The organism is Microbulbifer celer (assembly GCF_020991125.1).
Lineage (GTDB): Bacteria > Pseudomonadota > Gammaproteobacteria > Pseudomonadales > Cellvibrionaceae > Microbulbifer > Microbulbifer celer.
The window spans coordinates 2,210,264-2,234,815 of the sequence record NZ_CP087715.1 but is presented as its reverse complement, the minus strand read 5'-3'; the positions used below and the strand labels follow the sequence as shown (position 1 = coordinate 2,234,815).

21 protein-coding genes are annotated in these 24,552 nt (G+C 56.1%); 15 read left to right on the top strand and 6 right to left on the bottom strand.

Features of this window, described 5'->3' with window-relative positions:
- Positions 1-143: 143 nt before the first annotated feature.
- The 8 genes from LPW13_RS09410 (at position 144) to rpoS (ending at position 6,952) form a co-directional block, all read left to right on the top strand.
- The gene (locus tag LPW13_RS09410; RefSeq protein ID WP_230434875.1) at positions 144-443 is read left to right on the top strand and encodes a septum formation initiator family protein; all 300 of its coding nucleotides are present in this window, start codon (positions 144-146) and stop codon (positions 441-443) included.
- Positions 440-1,234 (top strand): 2-C-methyl-D-erythritol 4-phosphate cytidylyltransferase, encoded by a 795-nt coding sequence (ispD, locus tag LPW13_RS09405; protein WP_230434874.1) that lies wholly within the window; start codon positions 440-442, stop codon positions 1,232-1,234. The genes LPW13_RS09410 and ispD overlap by 4 nt, the downstream gene beginning before the upstream one ends.
- Positions 1,231-1,728: a 2-C-methyl-D-erythritol 2,4-cyclodiphosphate synthase gene (gene ispF / locus LPW13_RS09400; protein WP_230434873.1), complete on the top strand. Its 498-nt coding sequence runs from the start codon at positions 1,231-1,233 to the stop codon at positions 1,726-1,728. The genes ispD and ispF overlap by 4 nt, the downstream gene beginning before the upstream one ends.
- Positions 1,721-2,740 (top strand): tRNA pseudouridine(13) synthase TruD, encoded by a 1,020-nt coding sequence (truD, locus tag LPW13_RS09395; RefSeq protein ID WP_230434871.1) that lies wholly within the window; start codon positions 1,721-1,723, stop codon positions 2,738-2,740. Before ispF ends, truD begins: the two co-directional genes overlap by 8 nt.
- A 123-nt stretch (positions 2,741-2,863) precedes the next feature.
- Positions 2,864-3,535: a protein-L-isoaspartate(D-aspartate) O-methyltransferase gene (locus LPW13_RS09390; RefSeq protein ID WP_230434870.1), complete on the top strand. Its 672-nt coding sequence runs from the start codon at positions 2,864-2,866 to the stop codon at positions 3,533-3,535.
- A gap of 81 nt (positions 3,536-3,616) precedes the next feature.
- Positions 3,617-4,576, top strand: coding sequence for a DUF368 domain-containing protein (locus tag LPW13_RS09385; protein ID WP_230434868.1), 960 nt, complete (start codon positions 3,617-3,619; stop codon positions 4,574-4,576).
- 314 nt (positions 4,577-4,890) lie between these two features.
- A complete protein-coding gene (locus LPW13_RS09380) occupies positions 4,891-5,625 on the top strand; it encodes a peptidoglycan DD-metalloendopeptidase family protein (protein WP_230434866.1) in 735 nt (244 codons plus the stop codon).
- A gap of 238 nt (positions 5,626-5,863) precedes the next feature.
- Positions 5,864-6,952, top strand: coding sequence for an RNA polymerase sigma factor RpoS (gene rpoS / locus LPW13_RS09375; RefSeq protein WP_230434864.1), 1,089 nt, complete (start codon positions 5,864-5,866; stop codon positions 6,950-6,952).
- A gap of 92 nt (positions 6,953-7,044) precedes the next feature.
- On the opposite strand, the gene LPW13_RS09370 is transcribed toward rpoS, so the two are convergent.
- From LPW13_RS09370 to LPW13_RS09360, 3 genes are all read right to left on the bottom strand, one after another.
- Positions 7,045-7,383, bottom strand: coding sequence for a YdbL family protein (locus tag LPW13_RS09370; protein ID WP_230434862.1), 339 nt, complete (start codon positions 7,381-7,383; stop codon positions 7,045-7,047).
- A gap of 47 nt (positions 7,384-7,430) precedes the next feature.
- Positions 7,431-7,646 (bottom strand): YnbE family lipoprotein, encoded by a 216-nt coding sequence (locus LPW13_RS09365; RefSeq protein ID WP_230434860.1) that lies wholly within the window; start codon positions 7,644-7,646, stop codon positions 7,431-7,433.
- A 162-nt stretch (positions 7,647-7,808) separates the two neighbouring features.
- Complete coding sequence (locus LPW13_RS09360; RefSeq protein WP_452309127.1) at positions 7,809-11,027, bottom strand: intermembrane phospholipid transport protein YdbH family protein; 3,219 nt, start codon at positions 11,025-11,027, stop codon at positions 7,809-7,811.
- Positions 11,028-11,233: 206 nt separating this feature from the next.
- Here LPW13_RS09360 and ggt point away from each other — a divergent pair, with 206 nt between their 5' ends.
- Positions 11,234-12,958, top strand: a complete 1,725-nt coding sequence (ggt, locus tag LPW13_RS09355; protein WP_230434856.1) for a gamma-glutamyltransferase — start codon at positions 11,234-11,236, stop codon at positions 12,956-12,958.
- A gap of 46 nt (positions 12,959-13,004) precedes the next feature.
- Positions 13,005-15,653 carry an aminopeptidase N gene (pepN, locus tag LPW13_RS09350; protein ID WP_230434854.1) on the top strand — a complete coding sequence of 883 codons (2,649 nt, stop codon included), beginning with the start codon at positions 13,005-13,007 and terminating at the stop codon, positions 15,651-15,653.
- A gap of 24 nt (positions 15,654-15,677) precedes the next feature.
- Here the strand turns inward: pepN and LPW13_RS09345 are convergent, their stop codons facing one another.
- The 3 genes from LPW13_RS09345 to hmpA form a co-directional block, all read right to left on the bottom strand.
- A complete protein-coding gene (locus LPW13_RS09345) occupies positions 15,678-16,259 on the bottom strand; it encodes a histidine phosphatase family protein (RefSeq protein WP_230434852.1) in 582 nt (193 codons plus the stop codon).
- A gap of 72 nt (positions 16,260-16,331) precedes the next feature.
- Positions 16,332-17,879: a carboxylesterase/lipase family protein gene (locus LPW13_RS09340; protein ID WP_230439180.1), complete on the bottom strand. Its 1,548-nt coding sequence runs from the start codon at positions 17,877-17,879 to the stop codon at positions 16,332-16,334.
- Between the two features lie 327 nt (positions 17,880-18,206).
- Positions 18,207-19,430, bottom strand: a complete 1,224-nt coding sequence (hmpA, locus tag LPW13_RS09335) for an NO-inducible flavohemoprotein (RefSeq protein ID WP_230434850.1) — start codon at positions 19,428-19,430, stop codon at positions 18,207-18,209.
- Positions 19,431-19,508: 78 nt separating this feature from the next.
- Between hmpA and LPW13_RS09330 the strand changes: the two genes are divergently transcribed.
- The 5 genes from LPW13_RS09330 to LPW13_RS18205 all read left to right on the top strand — a co-directional run bounded on the left by LPW13_RS09330 (position 19,509) and on the right by LPW13_RS18205 (position 24,486).
- On the top strand, positions 19,509-19,949 hold the full coding sequence (locus tag LPW13_RS09330; RefSeq protein WP_230434849.1) for an RrF2 family transcriptional regulator: 441 nt from the start codon (positions 19,509-19,511) through the stop codon (positions 19,947-19,949).
- Between the two features lie 221 nt (positions 19,950-20,170).
- On the top strand, positions 20,171-20,554 hold the full coding sequence (gene rnk, locus LPW13_RS09325; protein WP_230434847.1) for a nucleoside diphosphate kinase regulator: 384 nt from the start codon (positions 20,171-20,173) through the stop codon (positions 20,552-20,554).
- Positions 20,555-20,935: 381 nt separating this feature from the next.
- Positions 20,936-21,121 (top strand): hypothetical protein, encoded by a 186-nt coding sequence (locus tag LPW13_RS09320; RefSeq protein WP_230434845.1) that lies wholly within the window; start codon positions 20,936-20,938, stop codon positions 21,119-21,121.
- A 121-nt stretch (positions 21,122-21,242) separates the two neighbouring features.
- Positions 21,243-22,526: an MDR family MFS transporter gene (locus tag LPW13_RS09315; RefSeq protein ID WP_230434843.1), complete on the top strand. Its 1,284-nt coding sequence runs from the start codon at positions 21,243-21,245 to the stop codon at positions 22,524-22,526.
- Positions 22,527-22,764: 238 nt separating this feature from the next.
- Entirely contained in the window at positions 22,765-24,486 is a 1,722-nt protein-coding gene (locus LPW13_RS18205) for a BapA/Bap/LapF family prefix-like domain-containing protein (protein WP_277611123.1), read from the top strand.
- Positions 24,487-24,552 lie beyond the last annotated feature (66 nt).

Sequence of the window (24,552 nt, the reverse complement as noted above, 5' to 3'; positions counted from 1 at the left end):
TTGCGAGACCTTCGAAAACAGGGATGTTTTCGCAGAGCCCCCATGGATGGGTTAACGGCGTGTCTCGCAAACAATACCCGGTAGCGGAGCCGCCACGGAGCTGATTCCGTGCTGTACCACTGAAGCCAGAGAGAACAGATGAAATGAAGTGGCTGCTGTCAATTCTTACCGTGATGCTGTTGATCACCCAATATCGACTTTGGGTGGGCGATGGCAGCTTTGCGGAAGTCACACGACTGGAACGACAGCTTAATGACCAGCAGCAGAAAAATGCTGCCCTCGAGCGGGAAAACCGCCAACTCCTGCGGGAAGTCCGGAGCCTCAAACATGGCACCGACGGCGTAGAAGCCAAAGCCCGCTACGACCTCGGCCTCATCAAAGAAGGCGAAACCCTGTTTATTTTTCTCGACCCCGAAGAACAGAATGCACGAGAAAAAGAATGACCGCCTCCGACGCCCAACCTCCTGAGGTAAATGCCCCCAAACCCGCCACCGCGCCATACTGGGTCATCGTACCCGCCGCCGGTGCCGGCAAACGCATGGGCACAGCTCAACCCAAACAATACCTGCCGCTCGCAGACAAACCCCTCATCGCCCATACCCTGCAGAACATCCTCGGCTGGCCGAACGTTACCGGCATCATCGTCGCCATCGCCGCCGACGACCGACAATTCCAATCTCTGGCAGAAGCCGCAGATCCGCGCGTGCACACCGTTACCGGCGGCAGCGAGCGCGCCGACTCCGTACTGGCCGCCCTCGACTTTCTGAGCGCGCAACAGCCCCCAGAAACCACTGTCCTTGTCCACGACGCCGCCCGGCCTCTGGTGGAACACGGAGATATAGTGCGTCTGCTCGAGGCTGCATCCATGGCACTGCTCGCCCAGCCTGCCAGCGATACCGTCAAACAGGCAGAGCCTGTAGCAGGTGGCCAAAGCCTCGTCCGGCAGACATTGCCCCGGTCCGAGATCTGGCTGGCGCAGACCCCGCAGAAAGCCCCGCTCGGGCGACTGCGGGATTGCCTGGCCCGAGGACTGAAAGAAAACCCCGCGGCCATTACCGACGAAGCCAGTGCCCTCGAGCTGGCCGGCCACCACCCGCAACTGGTACCCGCCTGTCGCAGCAACTTTAAAGTGACCCATCCCGCCGATCTGATATTGGCGGAAGCCCTGCTTCGTCATCGAAATTCTCCGGCGCAGCAGGGGCCATCCCAATCCCAACCAGGAACAGATGAATGAGCTTCAGAATCGGCCAGGGCATAGATGTGCACGCCTTCGGCCCCGGGGATCACGTGGTCCTCGGTGGCGTCACCATTCCTTATGATCAGGGCCTCGTCGCCCATTCAGATGGCGACGTTCTGCTACATGCGTTGACAGACGCCTTGCTGGGCGCGCTGGCGCTCGGGGATATCGGCAAACATTTCCCGGACACCGACGCCGCCTATTCCGGGGCGGATAGCCGGCTGTTGTTGTGTCATGTGGTGAACCTGATCCACGCGCGCGGCTATCGACTGGCCAACGCCGACGCCACCCTGATCGCCCAGGCGCCCAAGATGGCACCGCATATCGATGCCATGCGCACCAATATTGCCGCGGATTGCCAGGTGGAAGTTGACGCTATCAGCATCAAGGCCACCACCAGCGAAAAACTCGGTTTTACCGGCCGTAAAGAAGGTATCGCGGCCCAGGCAGTGGTGCTGCTGGAACCTCTGGGAAGTGGCGCCCGTGACTGATAAAGACAATACAAGTAAAGACAATGCCGGTTGGAACCTGAACTGGCCCCGAGCCTACGGCGGCCCCGCTATCCGTGCGGATTTTCGTACCGAACCGGAAGATTTCATCGTAGAAGAACTGGCCGCTCCCCAGGAAGGGGAGGGTGAGCATGTGTACCTGCAGATCCGCAAACGCGGAGCCAATACCGGTTGGGTTGCACAACAGCTGGCAGAACTGGCGGGCGTGCGCAATCAGGACGTGGGCTTTTTCGGCCTGAAGGACCGCCATGCCGTGACCACTCAGTGGTTCAGTGTGTGGCTGGCGCAAAAGCCGGAGCCCGACTGGACTGCGGTAAACAACGATGAGACCACCGTGGTGCAACATTACCGTGGTGCGCGCAAGTTGCGCCGGGGGGAGCACAGCGGCAATCGCTTCCGCATCCGGCTGCGCAATATTCAGGGGGACCGTGACGCCGCGGACCAGATCTTGGCCCGGATGTCGGCCGGTGTACCCAATTACTTTGGCGAACAGCGCTTTGGCCGCGATGGCGGCAATCTGGACCTTGCAGCGGGAATCGTCGCCGCAGAGCACGCGGGAGAGCGCCGTCGGCTGCCCAGAAAGCAGAAGACCTTTGCCATGTCTGCGGCCCGCAGTTGGCTGTTCAATCAGGTGCTGAGTGCAAGGGTCTCAACGGGCAATTGGCAGGAAGTGTTGCCTGGCGAGCCGGAAGCCTTTCCTTCCGGCCCTTTGTGGGGACGGGGGCGCAATGCGGCCAGCGATGAGCAGCTCACGCTGGAGAATGATGCCATGAGCCTGTGGGCAGGATGGCAGGATTGGCTGGAACACTGCGGACTGAGCCAGGAGCGGCGGCCATTGGTATTGGCGCCGGCGGCGTTTCAATATGTGTGGCAGGACGAGGGGCAAGCACCAGACCTGTGGCTGGATTTTGCGCTACCACCGGGCGCCTTTGCCACGGCGGTGTTGGGGGAGTTAGCCGAACTGGTCAACCAGTCCATTGGCACCATAAAATAAACGACAATAAAGTGTGACCGGTGCCGCAGGCATTGTCCGGTCCAGTAGTCGGCGCAGACGAGTATACATTCACTTCACGGCGCTGCGTTGGCGATCTTGCTTGCAGGGAGACTGACTGTCCATATGGATCGATTGAGACACGAAGGCCTGGGGATGACGTCCCAGCGCACTCGCAACCGCCTGATACAGCGGTTGCGGGATGAGGGTATCCGCAACGAGGAAGTGTTGGACGTCATGGCGTCCACGCCTCGGCATTTATTTCTGGATGAGGCCCTGGCCATCCGGGCCTATGAAGATACTGCACTGCCTATCGGTTACGGGCAGACCATTTCCCAACCCTATATCGTCGCCCGCATGACAGAAATGCTCCTGAGCCGGGCCAAGTCCCGCGCGCGCGTGCTGGAAGTCGGTACCGGTTCAGGGTATCAGACCGCCATCCTGGCGCGCCTGGTTGACGATCTCTATTCCGTTGAGCGTGTTTCTCCGCTGTTAGAAAAGGCGCGTCAGCGGATGCGTGAGCTGGGAATCTTTAACGTCGAGATGCGTCTCAGCAATGGGGGCTTCGGTTGGCCCGAAAAGGGGCCATACGATGCAATTCTGTGTGCCGCCGCGCCGGCCAGTGTGCCCGATGAGTTGCGCGAGCAATTGGCGCCCGGTGGTGTGTTGGTGATACCGGTGGGTAACGAGCAGCAATTTCTGACCATTGTCAGCCGCAGTGAAGACGGTGAGCGCTTCAGCGTGGAAAAAGCGGAAGCAGTGCGGTTTGTGCCTTTGCTGGCTGGCGTTGTGCGCTAGCCGTTGGCGGCCAGCCCCTTTCCCAAATAGACTTCAGATGCGCCGGGCGCAGTATAAATTGATCAGTAAATAGGCGTAGAAATGGCAACGGACGTGTTGAAGAGCCGGTACTGGGGGATTGCTGCCCGCGGTCTGGCGATGGGGGCTGCAGATGTTGTTCCCGGTGTATCCGGCGGCACTATCGCATTCATCACCGGTATTTATCAGGAGTTGCTCGACTCTCTGAGCCGTATCGGACCTCAATCGGTTAAAACCCTGTTCGGGGAGGGCGTCGTTGCAGCGTGGCGACAGGTGAATGGTAATTTCCTGCTGGCGCTGTTTGGCGGCATTCTGGTCAGTGTTTTCAGTCTTGCCAAGCTGATCGGCTATCTGCTGCAGCACTACCCCATCGTGGTCTGGGGGTTCTTCTTTGGACTTATTCTTGCGTCGGTATTCCCTATTGTCCGACGGGTACCCCGGTGGTCCTGGCGATGTTGGCTGGCGTTGCTTACGGGTGTGCTGATGGCGATCCTGGTCAGTGAGATGCGACCGACGGAGATAGCCGCAACACCCTATACCCTGTTCTTCTCTGGCGCGCTGGCAATCTGCGCAATGATTCTCCCGGGGATCTCCGGCTCGTTTATTTTGCTGATGATTGGCATCTATCCTCAGGTGATCAAGGCGGTGCACGAGATTCAGGTGGCCGCGCTGGGCTGGTTTGCGGGCGGCGCAATTTGTGGACTGCTGCTTTTCAGTCGTTTGCTCTCCTGGCTGATGCACCGGTTTCCCTCGGTGACGTTGTCTTTCCTGGTGGGGATACTGCTGGGGAGCCTGAAAATCGTCTGGCCGTGGAAACTGAGTGTGGACACATTGCCGGGTGCGGATCACGACAAGCTCGCCCCTGCGTTGTCGAACGTGATGCCCGATGAGTTCGCCCATGTATCTGGCGAGCCGTCTTTTGTATTGGGCGCTGCGGGGGCTGCCCTGCTCGCGTTCCTTTTAGTGCTGTTGATTGAGTGGGTGCACGGACGCAATGTAAGCAATATCTCACATCGTTCATGAGCAAATTCCTACCCGGAAAAGGGCGTGTTCATCGTGATAAATTGCTCTTATCTGACTGGGGTGACGGGTAAAAAAATGACCGTTCTGTGACCGGCCGGAATTTTGGAGATTTTTGCTGCCCTGGAACCTTGAAACAGTGATTTTCTTTAGACACTTTTTCCATAAATGTACCCCTTTGATGTAAAAAGAGAATAATGAAACGGCGCTTTTTTCCTCAGAATTTCAAGTTTTGCCGGCCCCACCTAACGAGGTTTTGGCGCCAATTGACGACTCAATTACTGGGCCGGAAAAGTGGGGCAGGTCGAGCAGTTTTTGTGGCTTTGACGGTTTTACTGGTCACTTCCTGCGCCAGTAACCGAGCCCCCACCAGCGCCTTACAGCAACCGCCGAGTCAGAAAATCAAGCATCACGTGGTTAGCAAGGGGGAAACGCTGTACTCCATTTCCTGGAGATATGGACGAGATTTCAAAGACTTAGCGGCAATCAACGGGATCCCATCGCCTTACCGGATTTTTCCCGGGCAACGTTTGAAACTTGCGGGTACGCCGCAGCGTCAACCCTCAAAGAAAACATCTCCGCCCAGGAAGATCATCAAACGGAAACCGGTACCTGTGCGGAAGCCGACGCCAGCTTCCCGTAAGGCTGTCGTTAAAAAATCGTCAATTTCGGACAAGCGAAATTCTGCTATTGACTGGCACTGGCCAGTGAGGGGCAGGATTCTGTCACGCTTCCAGGCAAACAGCCCCCTGCGAAAGGGTGTTGATATCGGAGGTAAAAAGGGGGAATCTGTTCAGGCAGCAGCGGATGGCACAGTGATTTACGCCGGTAGCGCGTTAAGAGGTTACGGGAAACTTTTGATCATTAAGCACAGCGAGGAGTTCCTCAGTGCATACGCCCATAACCACCGTCTACTCGTCGGTGAGGGCACGAAAGTGAAGGCGGGGCAACGGATAGCGGAACTGGGTTCGAGTGGTACCGACCGCGATATGCTCCACTTCGAGATTCGGAAAAATGGTCAACCGGTAGACCCTCTGACTTACTTGCCTTGAACGGTGCAATGAACTGACAAGCCTTTACGCTGCTGTGAAATAAAAATGGATTTTTATTTAAAACCACTTGAGGTAGTCACCAGGAACGGCATTTGCTGCCTAGCAGTGACTTGACCCACTAACGAAGGTGGGGGCCGGGAACGGAGACTGTCGCATGCGGCAGCAACCGGATCAGTGGCAAGCTTGATCTTTCGCTGTCAAAGCGGCTGAAACAGGCAAAGTACAAGGAGTTGGGGAAATGGAAGCACAACGTCAAGAGCACCTGTTGGCAGGTTCCAGAGCAGATCTTTCGCCCGAACCAATCGAGCAGGACGCACCTATAACCAAAGAAACAACAAAACAAAGTAAAGCGAAAAACACTACTACTACCCGCAGCCGGAGCAAGGCGGCCAAAAAAAGCTCCGAAACCATATCCGATAAGTCATCTACACAGAAAAAACCCTCCCAGAAAGCTGCGCCACGCAAACTTGATGACGCCCACGGGCAAAAAAATCTCGACGCTACGCAGCTGTATCTCAACGAAATTGGATTTTCCCCTCTGCTCACAGCAGAAGAAGAAGTGTATTACGCACGTAAAGCGCTGCGTGGTGATGCGGCTGCTCGCAAGCGTATGATCGAGAGTAACCTCCGTCTGGTCGTCAAGATTGCGCGTCGTTACGTGAGCCGCGGTCTGGCACTACTGGACTTGATTGAAGAGGGCAATCTCGGCCTGATTCGCGCGGTAGAAAAGTTTGATCCTGAGCGCGGGTTCCGTTTTTCTACCTACGCGACCTGGTGGATTCGACAGACGATTGAACGGGCGATTATGAATCAGACCCGCACCATCCGCCTGCCGATTCATGTGGTCAAGGAGCTGAATGTTTACCTGCGCGCTTCTCGCGAGTTAGCACAAAAGCTGGATCACGAACCGACGGCTGATGAAATCGCCACTCTGTTGGAAAAGCCGGTAGAAGATGTCGAGCGTATGCTTGGGTTGAACGAGCGCGTGACGTCGGTGGATACTCCGATCGGACCCTCCTCAGAAAAGACACTGGTAGATACCATCCCGGATCAGCACGAGTCGGATCCCGCTGAATTGCTTCAGGACACGGATTTGTTCGACAGCATCAATCGCTGGCTCGGGGAATTGCCTGACAAGCAGTGTGAAGTGGTGAGCCGCCGCTTTGGCCTGCGGGGCTACGAGGCTAGCACCCTGGAAGAGGTGGGGCGTGAAATCGGGCTGACGCGCGAGCGCGTGCGCCAGATTCAGGTGGATGCACTCAAGCGCCTGCGGGAGGTAATGGAAGCTCAGGGGCTGGATGGCATGTCGCTGTTCGCCAATCTCTGAATCTACCGGTTTAATCTCCTATCCGTTAAACCCGCAGTCAGTCTCTGGCTGCGGGTTTTTTAGTGGCTAATTTTACCGTTTAACCGTCAGCGCTATTTCTGTTTCCAGCGGCCGAGGTTGTCCTGGTAGTACTCTCCTCTGGACAGGCGGGATTCCAGTTTTTCTGCGGCCCTGGCCGCGACCTGAGAGATATCGATATTGTTGCGTTTGGCAATAGCGGCGTATTCCCTCTTGCGTTTGGCGTTGACCTCAGCAACCAGCTGCTCAAGTTCTGGAGAGCTATCCTGAACGACGGCGATATAGCCGCTATTTGCCTCGCCAACGAGACCTTGCCCTCGAGCTTCATTGAGGGTGACAGCGCTGGCCGGTAGCGCAATCAGGGCCAGGGAAAAAAGGGCGGCGGTAATTATCTGATGCATCATCTTGTTCATGCTAATTCCTTGTATTCGTCGCGATGAGTGTCGATAGCGCTTTCCATTCAGAAGATACCTTCTTTGTCTTCGAACAGGTTGTCCAGTTCCTTATCGACCTTGACCCGAATCTCGTGCTCGATTTTGACGTTCAGATTCACGGTAATAGGCTCACTGGGCGCCTGAACGGCCACTGTGGGTGTGCAGGCGGAGAGCGCGATTGCCCCAAGAAACAGTATTGTGGCCACTTGCGTCAGCTTAAGTGGTCCTGAATGGTTTTTCACATCGTACTCCTTGAATGGCACCGGAAGTGACCTCCCGACGAACGTTAGATTGACTATAGAGCGCTTCAGATTAACAAAGCCTGAACGCTAACCAGATTCTGCGTAAATTTCCACTGAACTTTGTACTTGCCGTCTGCTTGCCCACTAGTGTGATACACCACATTAGGGAACCTGGTTTTCCAGTACATCCTGCAGGTTGCGGCTGGCCTGGAGAGAACGCAACATTTGTGGAATATTATTCTCAAGGTTCAGGTTGATGACCAGATCACGGTTGGCGTCAACCGCATCGCTGCGCCCTGTCAGTTTCAGGTTGAGTGTGAGGTCGCCACTCAGGGGATAGGTGAATGTGCCTTTCAGCTCTCGATATTCATAATCTTCCAGCGCACCTGCGATCATTTTGAGCTGGGGGTTGGCGGTCAGCATCTGCGGGGAAAAGGCGCCGTAGTAGCGTAGTCGACCTCCGCCCGGGCGGGACTGTACGGTGCCGTCTTCAACCGTGATTCCCTGTCTGTCCACTTCCAGCGGAATCTTTGCGTCCACCAGCCCGCTGGCGGAAAAGTTCTCAGCCTCCATTTCTTCTGCCAGCTTCCTGAGAGACAGACCGGTAAAGTTCACTTGGGACATACGAGGGGCTCCGTCCAGGTTCCAGCGTAAAGTACTGGCGGTAAGCACGCCGTCCAGCAGCTCGGCGGCGAAGCCATCCAGCACAATGTCCCGTTGCGGGGAAAGCGCAAGGGTAAAGTGCAGATTGTTCACCGCGACACCGGTATCAACGCGCTGTACCCGAATCGGTGCGGGTTCCGACGTCTGCCAGCCATTGTTATTGCGGTTTAGCCTGATATTGCCATCTATTCCCACTGCGACAATATCGCCATAGGTCGCGGCTGCCTCCTGAAGTGAGAATTCAACGCGATCGCGTGACTGAGCCGGCCAGTGTATTTTCCCCGAGGCTGCCATCCGGCCTTCAACGATATCGGCCGGAATGCCCGCTATCACCGTGCTGAGGGACTGCTGGGGGCTGAACCCGGTACTTGGCAGGGTAAACGCCAGTTGCCCACTACCGCTCTCCGAATTGTGTTGCCACTGGCTCACAAGCTGGATGTTGCCAGCCTTCACAGTGCTTTTCCCCTCCAGTACTCCCTGCTTCAGTGTGGCTTCGCCAGTGGGGTCCAGGCGCACGGTATAGGTATCCATTGCTGTCATGACGAGGTTGTGCGCGCGGTATCTGGTCGTGATTTCTGGAAGCGAGCCCGGCTCAGCGTCCGGTACGGTGGTTAGAGAAAACTGATCCAGGAAAAGAACACCCTCGATCCGGCTGTCCATCATACTGAGCGGTGATACCGCAATCGCCAACTGGTCTGATGTACAGGACGTTCTGTCGGTGCTGCGTTTGCACTCCAGGGCTGGGGCAAAAAATTCAGCATCCTGGATTCCGATAGCGCCACTCAGCACTTTTTTGGCGGTAAGGTTCAGGTTACTGATCTGCCAGTGCCGCTCTTTTGGGGGAGCTGTCGTACGCATTGGCGAAGTCCGTAAGTTCAGGCTGATGCCAACAGATTCGGCACGAGTCTTACTGTCGGTGAGCTGAAGTTCTCCCGTCTCGCTCTCAAGCGCTGCGGTGCAGTGATTACTGAAAAAATCCTCACAATGGATGTCAGTGATTGCACTACGAATGGGGGGGAACGTCGCCTTAGCGTCTTTTCCTGAGCCAGTAACCGTCAGCTGCACTGAATCTGCGGTCAGAGTCGTGGGGGTTGACCATTGCTCCATTGAGAACACAGCATTGTTTTCAATCGTTGCCGCTACGTGAGCCTGAGACCAGCCGATGACCTGCAGTGGATTATTTTGGTCCGGTAGATCAACCTTCGCGGTGATCTTGCCGCCGGGCTTTATTTCAAACCGAAGATTGCGCCCGATAGGGTTGAATGCATCGGGACTCTGCCAGTTCGCCAATAGTGGCAAATCAATATTGCCTTCGAACCGGATTTGCCCTTCGAGATCCCGGATATTGTATGGAGCTAATGCCGTCTGCCAGCGTTCGACAGCGAGCAACGGATAGGCCCGGGCCAGTTGGAGTGTTCCGGAAAGATCAGCTCTGGGTTGTCCTGACTCTCTGGATAGCTCCAGTGTGGCATCCAGTAGTGGCGCTTTAGATCCTTCTGCGCTTTTTCTCTCTCCCGCTGGTTCTGCTGTTCCTGAAGCAGCTGGTAGCGTATCCAGTTCCAGGGCAAGCGTGCCAGAGACAGTGTTTGCTTGTAATGGTTGCAGGGTAGCGAGTGACCAGCGAAGCGCAGAAGTACTGCGCACCCTGGCAACCATGGGGGCGCCGGCGATGGCGGGGGGAAGCATGAACTGGAGCGCATCAGTGTGCAATTCGGTATCGAATGCCTTGTATCGCTGCATCTGCATAATCTCATCGGGGACTTCTGCACTGGACTGCAGGCGGATACTGCCTTTGGCTTGGTACGCTTCGAGCTCTGGAACCGGGGGCTGGACACCCAGCTGACGGAGCAACGCCTGGATGGCAATCAGGTTGACATTCAGGTCGCTTTGGATGCGCCAGCGCGGTTCAGCGAGGTGGGCATCCGGGCGATTGATTGGTGTCTGACTGGAGGTTGAACGGTGCGGGCGTGACGTCAACTGAAGTGTCGCCGCTTCTGCGTCCTGACTCCGCAGCGTTGCAGAAAGAGCAGATTGTCGATCGCTTTCAAGTCCGGTTGTCAGTTGTAATTCCAAGCCACAGTCACGGCAGCGGTTGCTGTGCAGTTGGCTTTCCAGTTTTCCGTCTCCGCTCTGAATAGTCAGTTGCATCGGTGTGGACGAAAGCTCGGGTATCGTCAGTTGACGGATGCGCAGGTCGGCCCTGGGCAGTTTCTTAAGGCGCTGCAACAGCTCACTTAGACGTAGAGGTGCGCTCTGAACGCCGCCTGTCGATGGCTTTGTGATAGGCGTGGGCGCCGATTCGGGCGCGGAATGATGCCACTGCTGGTCAGGTGGGCTCTCTTTCGCGTTGCTGTCGGCGCTGGACAGATTCCGTAACCGCACCTGACCGATGTTGACTATCAGTGGCGTCTGTGCAGAGTTGCCGCCAAGTAGCGACGTCAAACCTCGCAACTGCGCCGCATTAATTTCGACCTGGACGCCACTATCCAGTCGCAGGCGCATACTTTGCACGTCAATGTTGCCCTTCTGGGCAGGAGAAAAATTGACGCCGGAGAGCTGTTCTATCTTTGCTCCGTTCAACCCGAGGTTACCCAGCGGGGGGATCCAGTGATGGCGGGTTTGCCACGTTAACGTACAAATTGCGATCAAAAGCAGGGTCAGAACGGTCCATCTGGAGCGCAAGATTGCATGTAGTGTCTGTAGGACCGCTGTAGTCACTTTGTCTTTCTCGCTGTGGGCACTTTGTTCGTTACGCTGTAGGGACTGTTCTTCGCGCTGGAAATTCCCATACGACTGGCTATTTGATCGACATTCTCTCAGCAGGGCGCAATCCTGTCGCGGGACGGCTTGTGGAGCTGGTATTAAATGTAGAGACTATAAACGCTCTGGCAACCGCATTCAGAATAACGAGGGGACCTTAGATTGTGAAAGCCAACCTGAAAACACTGCGAAGCCGCCTGAGCGCGGCGCTGGCTGTATTGATGTCGCTGACCGTTGTCACTGCGGTCGAGGCTTATGACCGCGTCAATGGCGAAGGGTTTGCCAGCCGCTCACCGGTACTGGCGACGCAGGGCATGGCGGCTACCAGTCAGCCTCTCGCGACACAGGTGGCGCTGGATATCCTGAAGGAGGGCGGTTCCGCCATTGATGCGGCCATTGCTGCCAATGCGGTGCAGGGGTTGATGGAGCCCACCGGTAATGGCATTGGCGGTGACTTGTTCGCCATTGTGTGGAGCGCCAAAGACAAGAAGCTGTTCGGGCTGAACGCCAGTGGCCGCTCCCCGAAGTCCTTGCCGTTCGAGTACTTTGCCAAGCAGGAGCTGGAGAGCATCCCATCCCACGGCCCGCTGCCCGTATCCGTACCGGGCGCGGTGGATGGTTGGTTCGAGCTGCACGAGAAGTTTGGTCGTCTGCCGATGAAAGACCTGCTGGCACCTGCGATACGCTATGCAAACCAGGGGTTTCCGGTCACTCAGTTAGTGGCCTACTACTGGAATCGGTCCGTCCCCATTCTGGAAAAATATCCGGGGTTTCGCGAAACCTACATGCCGGAAGGTCGCGCGCCACAAGAGGGAGAACTTTTCCGCAATCCAAGGTTGGCCAAGACACTGCAGAAAATTGCCGATGGCGGCCGCGATGCCTTCTACAAAGGGGAAATTGCCCGGGAGATTGATCGTTACATGAAGGAGAATGGCGGGTTTCTGTCCTACGAGGATCTTGCCAGTCACCAGTCCGATTGGATAGAACCCGTCTCTACCAACTACCGTGGTTATGATGTCTGGGAGTTGCCGCCGAACGGGCAGGGCATTGCCGCGCTACAGATCCTGAACATCCTGGAGGGCTATGACCTGGCTTCTCTGGGCCGCACCAGCCCAGAGTACGTACACCTGTTTGCAGAAGCAAAAAAGCTCGCGTTTGAAGATCGCGCCAAATATTACGCCGACCCGGACTTCAATCAGATCCCGGTTGAGGAGCTGATCTCGAAGCAGTACGCTGCCGAGCGTCGCAAGCTGATAGACCGCGAACGCGCCGCCAAGCGCTACGATGCAGGTAATGTCGCCCTGCGCCACGGCGATACCATCTACCTCACCACGGCCGACAAAGACGGTAATATGGTGTCGTTGATTCAGAGTAATTATCGCGGTATGGGCTCCGGCATGACACCCGGGGATCTTGGCTTTATCCTGCAGGACCGCGGTGAGATGTTCAGTCTCCAGGAAGGGCACTTCAACCAGTATCAGCCGGGCAAACGTCCGTTCCATACTATTATTCCGGCCTTTGTAACGAAAAACGACAAACCCTGGATGAGCTTTGGCGTAATGGGCGGCGCCACCCAACCGCAGATGCATGCACAGATCGTAATCAACATGGTGGACTTCGGCCTCAATGTCCAGGAAGCGGGGGACGCGCCGCGAATTCTACACAGCGGTTCGAGCCAGCCTACTGACGAAATCATGATCGATGGTGGCTATCTGAGTCTGGAAGATGGTTTCCCCATGGAAACCCGACGTGCGCTCGTGCATAAGGGGCATCAGATCCGGTTTGAGAGCGGCCCGTACGGCGGCTATCAGGCTATTCTGCGGGGAGACAACGGTGTCTACCACGGCGCTTCAGAAAGTCGCAAGGATGGCCAGGCTGCCGGATACTGAAGCCGGCAGGCGATGTTGTTTGAGAGTTTAAAAGAGAAGTTACGGGATGAAAGAAGCACAAGCACGCACTGTATACTTGAAGGACTATCGGGCACCGGATTACCTGATTGACCACACCGATCTCCATTTTGATCTGGAGCCGCAGGCGACCCTGGTCAAGTCCCGTCTGAAGGTCCGGCGCAACCCGGAGGCAATCAACGCCGGTGAAAAGACATTGCCGCCGCTTTGGCTCGACGGGGTTGACCTGGAGCTTCTTTCTATTGCCATCGACGGGAAATTGCTCCCGGCGCAGCGTTATCACGAGGGAGAAGGGGGGCTCACACTGGATGTGGAGACTCCGGAGTTCGAGTTGGAGGTTCATACGCGTATTGCGCCAGAGGCAAATACTTCCCTGGAAGGGTTATACCTTTCCAATGGTATGTACTGCACCCAGTGCGAAGCAGAGGGCTTTCGCAAAATCACCTACTACCCGGACCGTCCGGATGTCATGTCGGTGTTTACTACCACTATTGTCGCACCGAGCAAATATCCCGTGCTACTGGCCAATGGCAATAAAGTAGACAGCGGTACAACCGAAGACGGTCGGCTGCGTGTTACCTGGGAGGACCCTTTTGCCAAGCCCTCGTACCTCTTTGCTCTCGTTGCCGGAGACCTTCAGTACGTAGAAGACAGCTTCACCACTGCCAGCGGCCGCGAGGTGAAATTGCAGCTGTTTACCGAGCCGAAAAATATCAGAAAGTGCGATCACGCCATGATCTCACTCAAGCACGCGATGCGTTGGGACGAAGAAGTATATGGGCGGGAGTACGATCTGGATGTTTTCATGATCGTTGCGGTGGATCATTTCAACATGGGGGCGATGGAGAACAAGGGACTGAACATATTCAATTCCGCCTGTGTGCTCGCCAGCCCGGAAACCGCGACCGATGGCGCCTTCCAGCGCATCGAATCCATTGTTGCCCACGAGTATTTTCACAACTGGTCTGGTAACCGGGTAACCTGTCGCGACTGGTTCCAGCTGAGCCTGAAAGAAGGGTTCACCGTATTCCGCGATGCGGAGTTCTCCGCAGATATGAATTCTCGTGCTGTGAAACGTATTGAAGATGTTTCCCTGTTGCGCACCGCACAGTTTTCCGAAGACGCCGGGCCCATGGCGCACCCGGTTCGCCCGGACTCGTACATGGAAATTTCCAATTTTTACACCCTGACCATCTACGAGAAGGGCGCTGAAGTGGTGCGGATGATTCACACGCTTCTGGGACCAGAGGCGTTCCGTCGTGGCAGTGACCTCTATTTTGAGCGTCACGATGGATCAGCGGTGACCTGTGAAGACTTCATCTGTGCGATGGAAGATGCCAACAATGCGGACCTGCGGCAATTCCGCCGCTGGTATGAGCAGGCCGGTACACCGGTGCTGACGGTGACGGACCAGTATGATGAAGCCAGTGCGACTTATCGACTCACAATCGCCCAGCGCACACCGGCTACACCGGGGCAGACGGAAAAGCCTCCGCTGCATATCCCGGTATCGATTGGCCTGATCGGCGCAGACGGTAGGGATCTACCGCTGGACGACAGCGGTAAAACCTCGACGGTGTTGAACCTGACTGAGGCCGAACAGACATTTACGTTCTCAAATATTCCCCATGCGCCTCTGCCGTCGCTGCTGCGCGGCTTTTCTGCGCCAGTGAAACTGCATTACGGCTATTCGGAAGATCAATTATTGTTCCTGATGCAACACGACTCGGATGCGTTTAACCGTTGGGATGCCAGCCGGCGTTTGGCGATCAAGGCACTGGAATCGTTACAGGCCCAGTATCGCGATGGCTCGGAGATGACCGAGCCGGCTGCATTGATCAAAGGCCTCTCCGCGGTGCTGGAAAATGCGGCACTGGATCCGGCGCTGGTGGCAATGATGCTGGCGCTACCCAGTGCCCAGGAGTTGGCGGAAGAGTGTGAGGTGGTTGATGCCGGGGCGATTATCGCTGCGCGTAAATTTGCCCGGAATAGCCTGGCCAATGCATTGAGCGCGCCGTTACTGGCGCGTTATCAACAACTGGATCAGCGTAAACCCTATCGCCCTGTGGCGGACGATATCGCGGAGCGCAGCTTGAAGAATACGTGTCTGGGCTATCTCTGTGCCACGCTTGATCCATCTTCGCTGGACCTTGCTCGCCTGCAATTGCAGCGCGATGAGAATATGACCGACGTGGCTGCCGCTCTGGGTGCTCTGGTGGAATATGCGCCCAGAGAAGAAGCGGAGAAGTATCTCGGGGCATTCTATGATCAATGGCAGCAGGATACCCAGGTAGTGGAGAACTGGTTCCTGTTGCAGAGTGGCAGTGCCAGTTTTGGCACCCTGGAGAGGGTGCGTGAACTGATGCAGCACCCTGCGTTTGAGATCACCAATCCCAACAAGGTGCGTTCAGTAATATCCGGGTTTGCCTCGCGCAATTTTACCCAGTTCCACCGCGAGGATGGCAGTGGGTACAGATTTCTGGCGGAGCAGGTGAGCGTGCTGGATAAGCTGAATCCCCAGATCGCAGCTCGCCTGGTGATACCACTCACGCACTGGAAAAAATATTGCGACCACGAGTCTGCAAGAATGCGCGCCGCGCTGCAGGGGATTATGGACGCCGGCGAATTGTCGAGAGATCTGTATGAAGTGGTAAGCAAGAGCCTCGCCTGTGCTTGATACCTGACGTGGTACCGGCGGGACTTACTGAATCCGGTTCTTTTCCTGCGTACGCTCACGGCCCAGTTTCACAATCTCCAGATCCCCGTCTTTCAGGGCAAGTTCTGTACACGACGTATAATCTGGATAAAACTGGGCAACCTTGTCGTCATTACGCAGGGCCGCCACAACAGCGTTGATCACCATAAAGTGGCAGAACACCAGGCTTACGTGGTGGTTGCTGTCTTGGTGAGATTTCAGATAATTTATCAGGCCTTCTCGCCACACCTGCTGCGCGGGCTCGAGAGTATTCCACGAGCCCGCCAATAATTGCTTAATCCAGTGGCCGCGCTTTGCCAGTCCGACCCCCTGTGGCGATGGAACCTCTACCACCGCCGGCTCTTCCCGTACTTCGCACTGCCAGCGATCCGCGGTGGGGAACGCAGTCTGAAGGGCGCGGGCTTTAGGGCTGGACACCAGCTTTACACCACTACCGCCGGGAAATTCTGAGTCAAGCCAACTTGCCAGTTCGTGCGCCTGTTGCTGGCCGAGCTCGGTCAGTCTAGGGTCGGCATCCGTATTGGATTTCGCGGCTTCGCCATGGCGTATGAGTATGATTCTGTGCAAGATACGTGCTCCGTGACTTGTTCAGTACCAGTATACCGTGATGTAAACCGGGGGTTGCAAGCCGGGAACCTCTCACAAGTAGCCGCGTAAATGTTCGTCTTCCAGTGATTGCCAGAGTGCCGTGAGTTGATGGATATCGACCCTGTGGCCTGATGGGTGGTCTCCGAAGTGCCAGCTACCACCGCGGTCAAATGAGGGCCAGTCATCCCCCGGGCTGCCGGTCTCAGCAAAGCTCAGCCATGCCTCGCGCATCGCACTGCTTAGATGGTGGGGGTTGGATTCCGCACCATAAAAATGCGCGAGTTCCTCTTCATGATGGGTGCCAAACACATAGCCTAGCTCTGCGGCATGGCAGGCGCCCAGTACCGGCTGTGCAGTGAGTGGCTGAGTAAACTGGTAGTGATAGCAGGTTCCCCGGTGGGCACTGAGCAGTCTCAGTCCCGGCAGGGTAAATGTCATATCGGTGAGCAGCTGGTTCCAAGCTCTGCTCCATAAGGGCCAGGGGCTGCTACCCATGGCGGCAGCGCGCTGATGATAGTGGGATAGCAAAGGATCAATCAGGCCCGATGGCAGGCGTCTTTTCAAATGCGTGCGTATCTGTTGCTCATCCAGAGAAAAGGTTTCCGGTCTCGCCGCACTGAACAGGTTCCACTCCTCCAGATTACTGCCTGCCATCAGGGTGATGTCAGCCCCCGCTCCTTGCTGTATTGCCTGAAGAGGGGAGGTTGAGACTAAGCCGCCATCCAACACGGGTTTGAATGGCAGCTGTCCCCAATGGGATTCTATGCGCGGGTCGGCGATAATTGCCTCCTGCGCTTTCAGGATATCAGCGACGGGCGCGCACGTCAGGTTGCGGTTACCCGTGAGTTTTTGCAGGTAATCGCAAAAAGTGCTGGCGATCTCGTTGGCATCGTCAACTTTGTGCAGGGCCTCCGGGTTACCACTTTGCAGAATCGCCTTGTGAAATAAACGCGCCTTCTTTTTCCGTCCGTCAAGGGGTTGCGCAGCCAGCAGGCAGGTGATACTCATGGCGCCAGCAGACTCACCAAACAGGGTGATATTATCCGGGTCCCCGCCAAAAGCTTTAATATTTTCTTTGACCCATCGCAACGCCGCGAGCTGGTCGTGCAGCCCTTCGTTGCCGGTCGCGGGGACATCCGAGATATCGCACAGTCGCAAAAAGCCCAGTGCACCGAGACGGTAATTGGTGGTCACCACAATCGCGCGACCGGAAGCGGCCAGTGTGTTTCCGGAGTAAAGGGACTGACTTGCAGCCCCGAGATAGAAAGAACCACCGTGAATCCAGAGCATCACCGGCAGTGGTTTGTCACTGCAATTTGGCGGTGCAAAAACATTCAGGTAGAGACAGTCTTCGTTATCCAGTGGCGTTCCATCCGCCGCAGTAACCTCAAACAGGGGAGAAGGGCTTTGCGGTGCCGGTCTGCCATATTCGCAAGCAGAGAAAGGCGCGCTCCATGCGGAGAGTGGTTGTGGCGGCTGCCAGCGTAACACCCCGGTAGGCGCGGCGGCATATGGGATCCCCAGAAACTGGCGAACAGGAGTCTCAGTGTGTGGGCAGTGCGCGAATCTGCCCTGGATAGGTCCGGCGGGGGTGAGCACCCGTAGTGGCGCGGGTTCGGGTTGATTGGGTTTTCTGCGACGGCGATTCTCACATAAAGACCTATCGTCGAACCTGGGGTTGCGTTCGTTGACCATGTATCTGATTCCGCACCTGTTATCCAAATCATGACGAGAGTTCTTCAGTATAGGTGCTGCATTTCCCTCCACAATTTGTAAATAAACCGTAATATCACACGCGACACATTGAATGCTGCGTTCTCGATACATTGCGCGTACTCAAATGAGATCAGATTTTTCTGGTCACTATGCTGGTCAACGTGCTGAAGCTGTTTATTTACGCCCATAGGGACTCGAGCAATATCTGACTCAGCCCGCGAGATCACCGGCGGGGCCGAAGAACTCGAAGTGGACATCTGCTTCGTCCACACCGCGTGCTTTCAGTAGCTGCCAGGTGTGCTTCAGCATGGGGGTCGGGCCGCACAGATAGAACTCTGCGCTGCGCTCACCCAGCAATTCCCTCAGCAGCGCCGCATCCAGGAAACCTTCGCTATCGTAGTCTCCCCGTTCGCGGTCACTGTCTGACGGCTCGCTCAAGCGCAGGTGGGTGGTCAGATTCGAGTAGTCACGCTGCAATGCCGCCAGCTCTTCCCCGAAAGGCCGTACCGCATTATTCAGCGCACACTGGATGAAAATTATCTCCCGACCCTGCTGCCCGTCCAAGGCTGCATACAGCATGGACAGCAATGGCGTGATACCCACACCGCCGGCCATTAGTACCAGAGGACGTTGTATTTCATCCGGGCTTTGCAGGGTGAATGCGCCACAGGGCGGTGCCAGCTCCAGCATACCCCCTTCCTCAATCCGGTCGTGCAGGTGGTTGGAACAGACCCCGTTCGGCGCCTCATCCATAGCAGCCAGTTCCCGTTTCACACTGATCCGGTAGTAATCCACTCCCGGGCGGTTGGACAGGCTGTAGTTCCGCATCACCGGCTCGCCTCCTTCCGGGCTCACCCGCACGGTGATGTATTGCCCCGGCTGGTGGGCCTGGAGCGGCTGGCCATCCTCCGGCACCAGATACAGGGACATGATATTGTCGCTGGCCGCTTCACGCTTTTTGACCACAAAGCGCTTGAAGCCGGTCCAGCCGAAGTCCGTTTTCTGGTTCTGGTAAATCTGCTGCTCCCGGTTGATGAAGATGTCAGCCAGCGCGCCATAGGCTGCCGCCCAGGCATCAATGATTTCTGGGGTGGCCGCCTCTCCCAGCACTTCCTGGATGGAGGCCAGCAGGTTTTTACCCACGATGGGGTAATGCTCGGCCTGAATCCCCAGGGAGACGTGTTTCTGAGCAATCAGCTCCACCGCATCCGCTAGTGCTGCCGGGGTCTCGATATGCTGCGCATAGGCACAGATTGCCCCCGCCAGCGCCCGCTGTTGGGTGCCCGCCTGCTGATGGGCCGGATTGAAGAACGCCAGTACCTCCGGGTTTTCCCGGAACATACGCTCGTAGAAGTGCCGGGTCAGTACCTCGCCATTTTCCTGCAGTGCGGGAACGGTTTGTTTGATCACTGCCACCTGGTCCGCTGTCAGCATGATTGCCTCCTTAAAGTGGTATTTTACATGCCTGTTTTTAAAAGGCATATTAGATACCTCTTTTGAACGGGTCAAGCCATGCAACTCTCCACCCATACCGACTATTCCCTGCGCACCCTCATTTATCTGGCGTTGAAAGAGGGAGAGCGGCCGGTGACCGTGCAGGAAATCGCCCGGGACTACGCCATTTCTGTCAACCATATGGCCAAGGTGGCCCAGACCCTGTCGCAACTGGGTTATGTGAAGAGCCTGCGTGGCCGTGGTGGCGGCCTGGTACTGGCCGAGACCCCTGCGGCCATCAGCGTCGGCGCCCTGGTTCGGGAAACAGAAAACCTGAAACTGCTGGAATGCTTTGGCCCGAGCTCGTCCTGCCCCATCGAACCGGGCTGCAAGCTGAAAAATGTACTGAAGAAAGCGCAGAAGGCCTTCCTGGCGGTACTGGACGAGTACACCCTTGAAGACCTGATTAAAAATGACAGGGAACTGGAAAACCTGCTGTACCGGGGCGAGCCGGCCTGAAGAGAATGCTGGACAAAAAAACCGGCTCTGCTAATCTCAGGCCATGAACCCGATTCGTACCATTGTTGCCGTCAATGACGGCCTGATGTCTTGTCACTCTGCCAGCGCTTCTGCCCTGGTTGCGAGCACCCCTGCCTTTCTCTCCTGACGCCGAACGCCCGACAGAAACCGGGGGTTCGGCGGCCCCGGCGACACATTCATAACACCGTCAGGAGAATACCGTGAACACACTACCCCCTATTACCGTCAGCACTGCCGACCGCGATCGCCTTTTTGCCATGCTGGATAACTTCAACGGCGACTCGGACCAAATCGATTATCTCTACGATGAACTGGCCCGCGCCCAGTTTGTCGAAGTTGATGCCATGCCGAAAGACGTGGTAACCCTGGGTAGTCGTCTGCGTTTTCGCAATGAAGCCACCGGCAAGGAGCACGAACGGGTGCTGACCCTGCCCCACGCCCACGAAGCACAGTCAGTCAGCGACGCCGTCTCCATTCTCACCCCTGCCGGGGCGGCCCTGCTGGGCCTGAAAGTGGGTGATGAGATCCAATGGCCTCATCAGGGACATTTTCTGCGCTTGCGGTTGCTGGATGTGAGCCGTTAACTGACCGTTGAAATAGCGGAGTCCTGGTATCTGTGCCACCGGAGCGTGGCTGGCGGTGCAAAGACATTCGGGTGTAGCGACAGTTTTCGTTGAAGGCATTCGTTGACCATGTATCTGTCCGAGCACCTGTGCCCCCAGTAAAGACGAGAGTGACTCAGTGTAGCTGCTGTATATTCACCTCCATCATTTTTAAATTACCAGTAATATTGCGAACGGTGCTTGCAACGTTAGCAATCTCTTATATGATTACTAGATTGCTTTATGGCAATTCGTCAGGTAATCCGCTTTCCGGACAGGTTTCGGTACAGTCGGGTTCATTACGGGCCACACGTTTTCTGTATGGCTTAATTTCAGTTTGAGTTGATTGATTAGAATTTTCACATGAATTTCACCCACCCGGTCGCAACCGTCGAATCCCTGCAACGCTGTGTAGAATCTCAGCTGCTGGGCCGTGCTGCCGTGTGTGCAATCATGTGGTGTGCTATTGCTCTGCATGCGCTGACTGTGTCTGCACTGGTTATCCGTACACTCAAGACTCGCTATGTCGCTCGCAAACTGAAAACCTGACACCTGAAACACATTTGTGCTGGAAGGTGAAAACCTTCCAGAAGAAAACCCGGAAGGTTCGCCTTCCGGGTTTTTTTTTGCCTGCACGTATCCTGTGTAGGGACTCAAATGGAGGTGATGTATGGATAGAAAGTGGTGGCAGAGCGCCTATACAAGGTCGCAGGTAAGGTCACAGTTTTCATGGCCACCACTGGTGTGGGTGGTACTGATTGGCAGCTTCTTTGGCCGCGGCACCTACTATATGGTGTGGCCGTTTCTGGCCATTCTGCTTCATCAGAAGTTTTCCCTGGATCCGGCGGAAATCGGTACGGTGCTCGGTGCTTCCGCAATGGGGGCAGCTGTGCTCGGGTTTTATATGGGCAGTCTGTCCGATCGATACGGTCGCAGAAGTATTCTGCTGACCGGTACAGCAATCAATGCGCTGTCGTTCTTCCTGCTCGCTTACGCGGACACCTTGCTGGAAATCATTGTTCCTATCGTTCTGAGCTCGATCGGGCGGTCTATTTGGGAGCCCACGGCCGGTGCATTATTTGGCGATCTGATCCCTGATAGATCCCGCCGAGCACTGGCATTGCAATTCCGCTACTTCCTGGTCAATGCGGGTGCAGCACTCGGCCCAATTGTGGGCATCTGGCTGGGGCTCAGTGCACAACAATCAACATTCACATTGACAGCTCTCAGCTACGTCTTTCTGTGGGTTGGGTTCTTGTGGGCATTTTCTCACACTGCCAGCGGTGTGAGTTTGAGGCTGAAGCGGCAAGCTGAACATCGCTTTCGCGATACATTACGCGTGCTCAAACAGGATCAGGTTTTTCTGATCATTATTCTGGCCAACGTGCTGACGCTGTTTATTTACGCCCATATGGACACCAGCCTTGTGCAATATCTGACTTTGGCTGGTGCGCCAAAGCTGGTGGAGCTGATTTCCGCCATGATTCTGGTTAATGCTGGAACCATTGTCTTTTTGCAGTTTCCTTTGCTGCGGATTCTACGGCGCTTCTCCACCGCCGAGAGAATCAAGATCGGACTGTTGGTGTTGGCGGCTGGTCAGGTTGGCTTTGCGGTGTCGCCAGTTGAAGGGTACTGGAGCTGGTTGTGGGTCACTTTTGTTGTCAGCCTGGCAGAGGCGGTGTTGTTCCCGACCATGAGTGTTCAAGTCGATGAAATGGCACCGGATCATTTGCGCGGGAGCTATTTTGGCGCGTCGTCTTTCTACTCCCTCGGCTGGTCTTCCGCGCCGTTTATTGGCGGGATTGTTCTGCAATGGTGGAGTGGCGCGGTTCTTTATTGGGGGACTTTCCTCCTTTGCGGTGTTGCTCTGATGTTGTACCGGTTGAGTAAAACAGCAAACCGTCCAAGCTGGGAGTTAGTGAACCAGAACACAGCAACGGCGAAAGAAGTTTAATCAGAGCTTGGTAATTTATCTGCAACCGGTGGGATGAGAAACGGATAGGTAACTTATCTCATTTTGCGTGGAAACTGGGGGCATTCTTTGAAAAATTGAAATAAGTCGGCCATACCAAAGCTGAAGGTCGTGTGTTTTTTGCTCAATTTGAGTGGTGTGTCGCCACTTCTGCGATGGGTGACACACGGTCCAGCTTGAAGGGGTCAAGGAAGATCAATATTCGTAGTAGGTATGTAGGATGCAAACTCAGGTTGTAGATAAATTAAGCGGCGCACTGTCCGCGTTCGAAACCTCTAATGTGGTACTCGACTCACCGGCCTTTGTGAAGTTATCGCTTGCGCAGGATGAGGTTCAGTCAGTATCCCGCTTAGGTGCAGACTTGATTGTCACGCTGGAGTCGGGAGAAGTCGTCACAATAGAGAACTTCTACGCATTTAATGACGATGGCAAGCAAAGTAATCTGTTTCTTCAGCAGCTTGGGACAGATGACGTTTTGCTGGCACAGCTTGGCCCGGACGGTGCCTTATTTTCGCTGGCCCAGGTAACCTCCGCTAGTGATCTCGGGGATATGACATCTGAAGAAGATGACGATGATGGCCTGCTCCCCTGGATTTGGGGAGGCTTGGGGGCCATTGGACTGGGTATTTTGGCACATAACCTGGATGATGACTCCGGTCCCGGTGAGAGGGTATTCCTGAACCCGCAAGAACCGACGGACGGTGATCTGCCCCCACCTTCTTCCCCTCCTACCCCTCCATCGGATAGCGATGCGGATGCAGATTCGGATGCCGATGCAGATGCCGACGCAGATGCCGATGCTGATGCCGATGCCGATGCCGATGCTGATGCCGATGCCGATGCCGACGCCGACGCCGACGCCGATGCCGATGCCGACGCAGATGCCGACGCCGACGCCGATGCGGATGCCGATGCCGATGCGGATGCCGATGCGGATGCCGATGCCGATGCGGATGCCGACGCAGATGCCGACGCCGACGCAGATGCCGACGCCGATGCCGATGCCGACGCCGACGCCGATGCCGATGCCGATGCCGATGCGGATGCCGACGCAGATGCCGACGCAGATGCCGATGCCGACGCCGATGCCGATGCCGACGCTGACGCCGACGCAGATGCCGATGCCGATGCCGATGCCGACGCCGACGCCGACGCCGACGCCGATGCCGACGCAGATGCCGACGCCGACGCAGATGCCGACGCCGATGCCGATGCCGACGCGGATGCCGACGCGGATGCCGACGCCGACGCTGATGCCGATGCCGATGCCGATGCCGATGCCGATGCCGACGCTGATGCCGATGCCGATGCCGATGCCGATGCGGATGCCGACGCCGATGCCGACTGCGACAAGAAGTGCGATTTCAACGTGGAAGTTGATGTCGACCTTGAGTGCGATGCCGATGCAGACTCTGACGCGGATTCAGACTCCGATAGCGACTTCGAGTACGGTTTCGAGTTCGACTATCAGGGACATGAGTTCGAGGTTGATATCGCGGCGGATATCGATAAACAGCCGGCCCAGGGCGATGAGAATTGCGAGGTCAATCTGTACGTCGATATAGATATTGCCTACGAGCATACCTCTGGAACGACTACCTGCCCGAGTCCAGAGCTTGAAGAAGCGATCGAGACGGTCCTGGAAGAGGCGATCCAGGATCACCTTGAAAGCGTCATCCAGCTTTCAGATGGACACGGCGAGTGTGGTTGCGATGATGAAGGGGCGCCTGGCGATGGTCATGGCTATCCGTTACCCAACCTCAAGGATCTTCTGGAAGATTACTTTGAGGAGAATGATCTTGGACACTTGGGACTGGGTGATCTTCTTGATGGGGGGCAGGCTGACGTCGCAGCACTCGAGGATCATCACGATGTGCTGCCGCCGGAGATGAATGATCCGATGCAGGATATCTGGTCACAAAGCGGTAGTCAGGATATCTGAAGCTCTCCAGAGTGAATTGCCCGCATTGTGGGCGCGTGAAGCACCGGATCATTGGGTCCGGTGCTT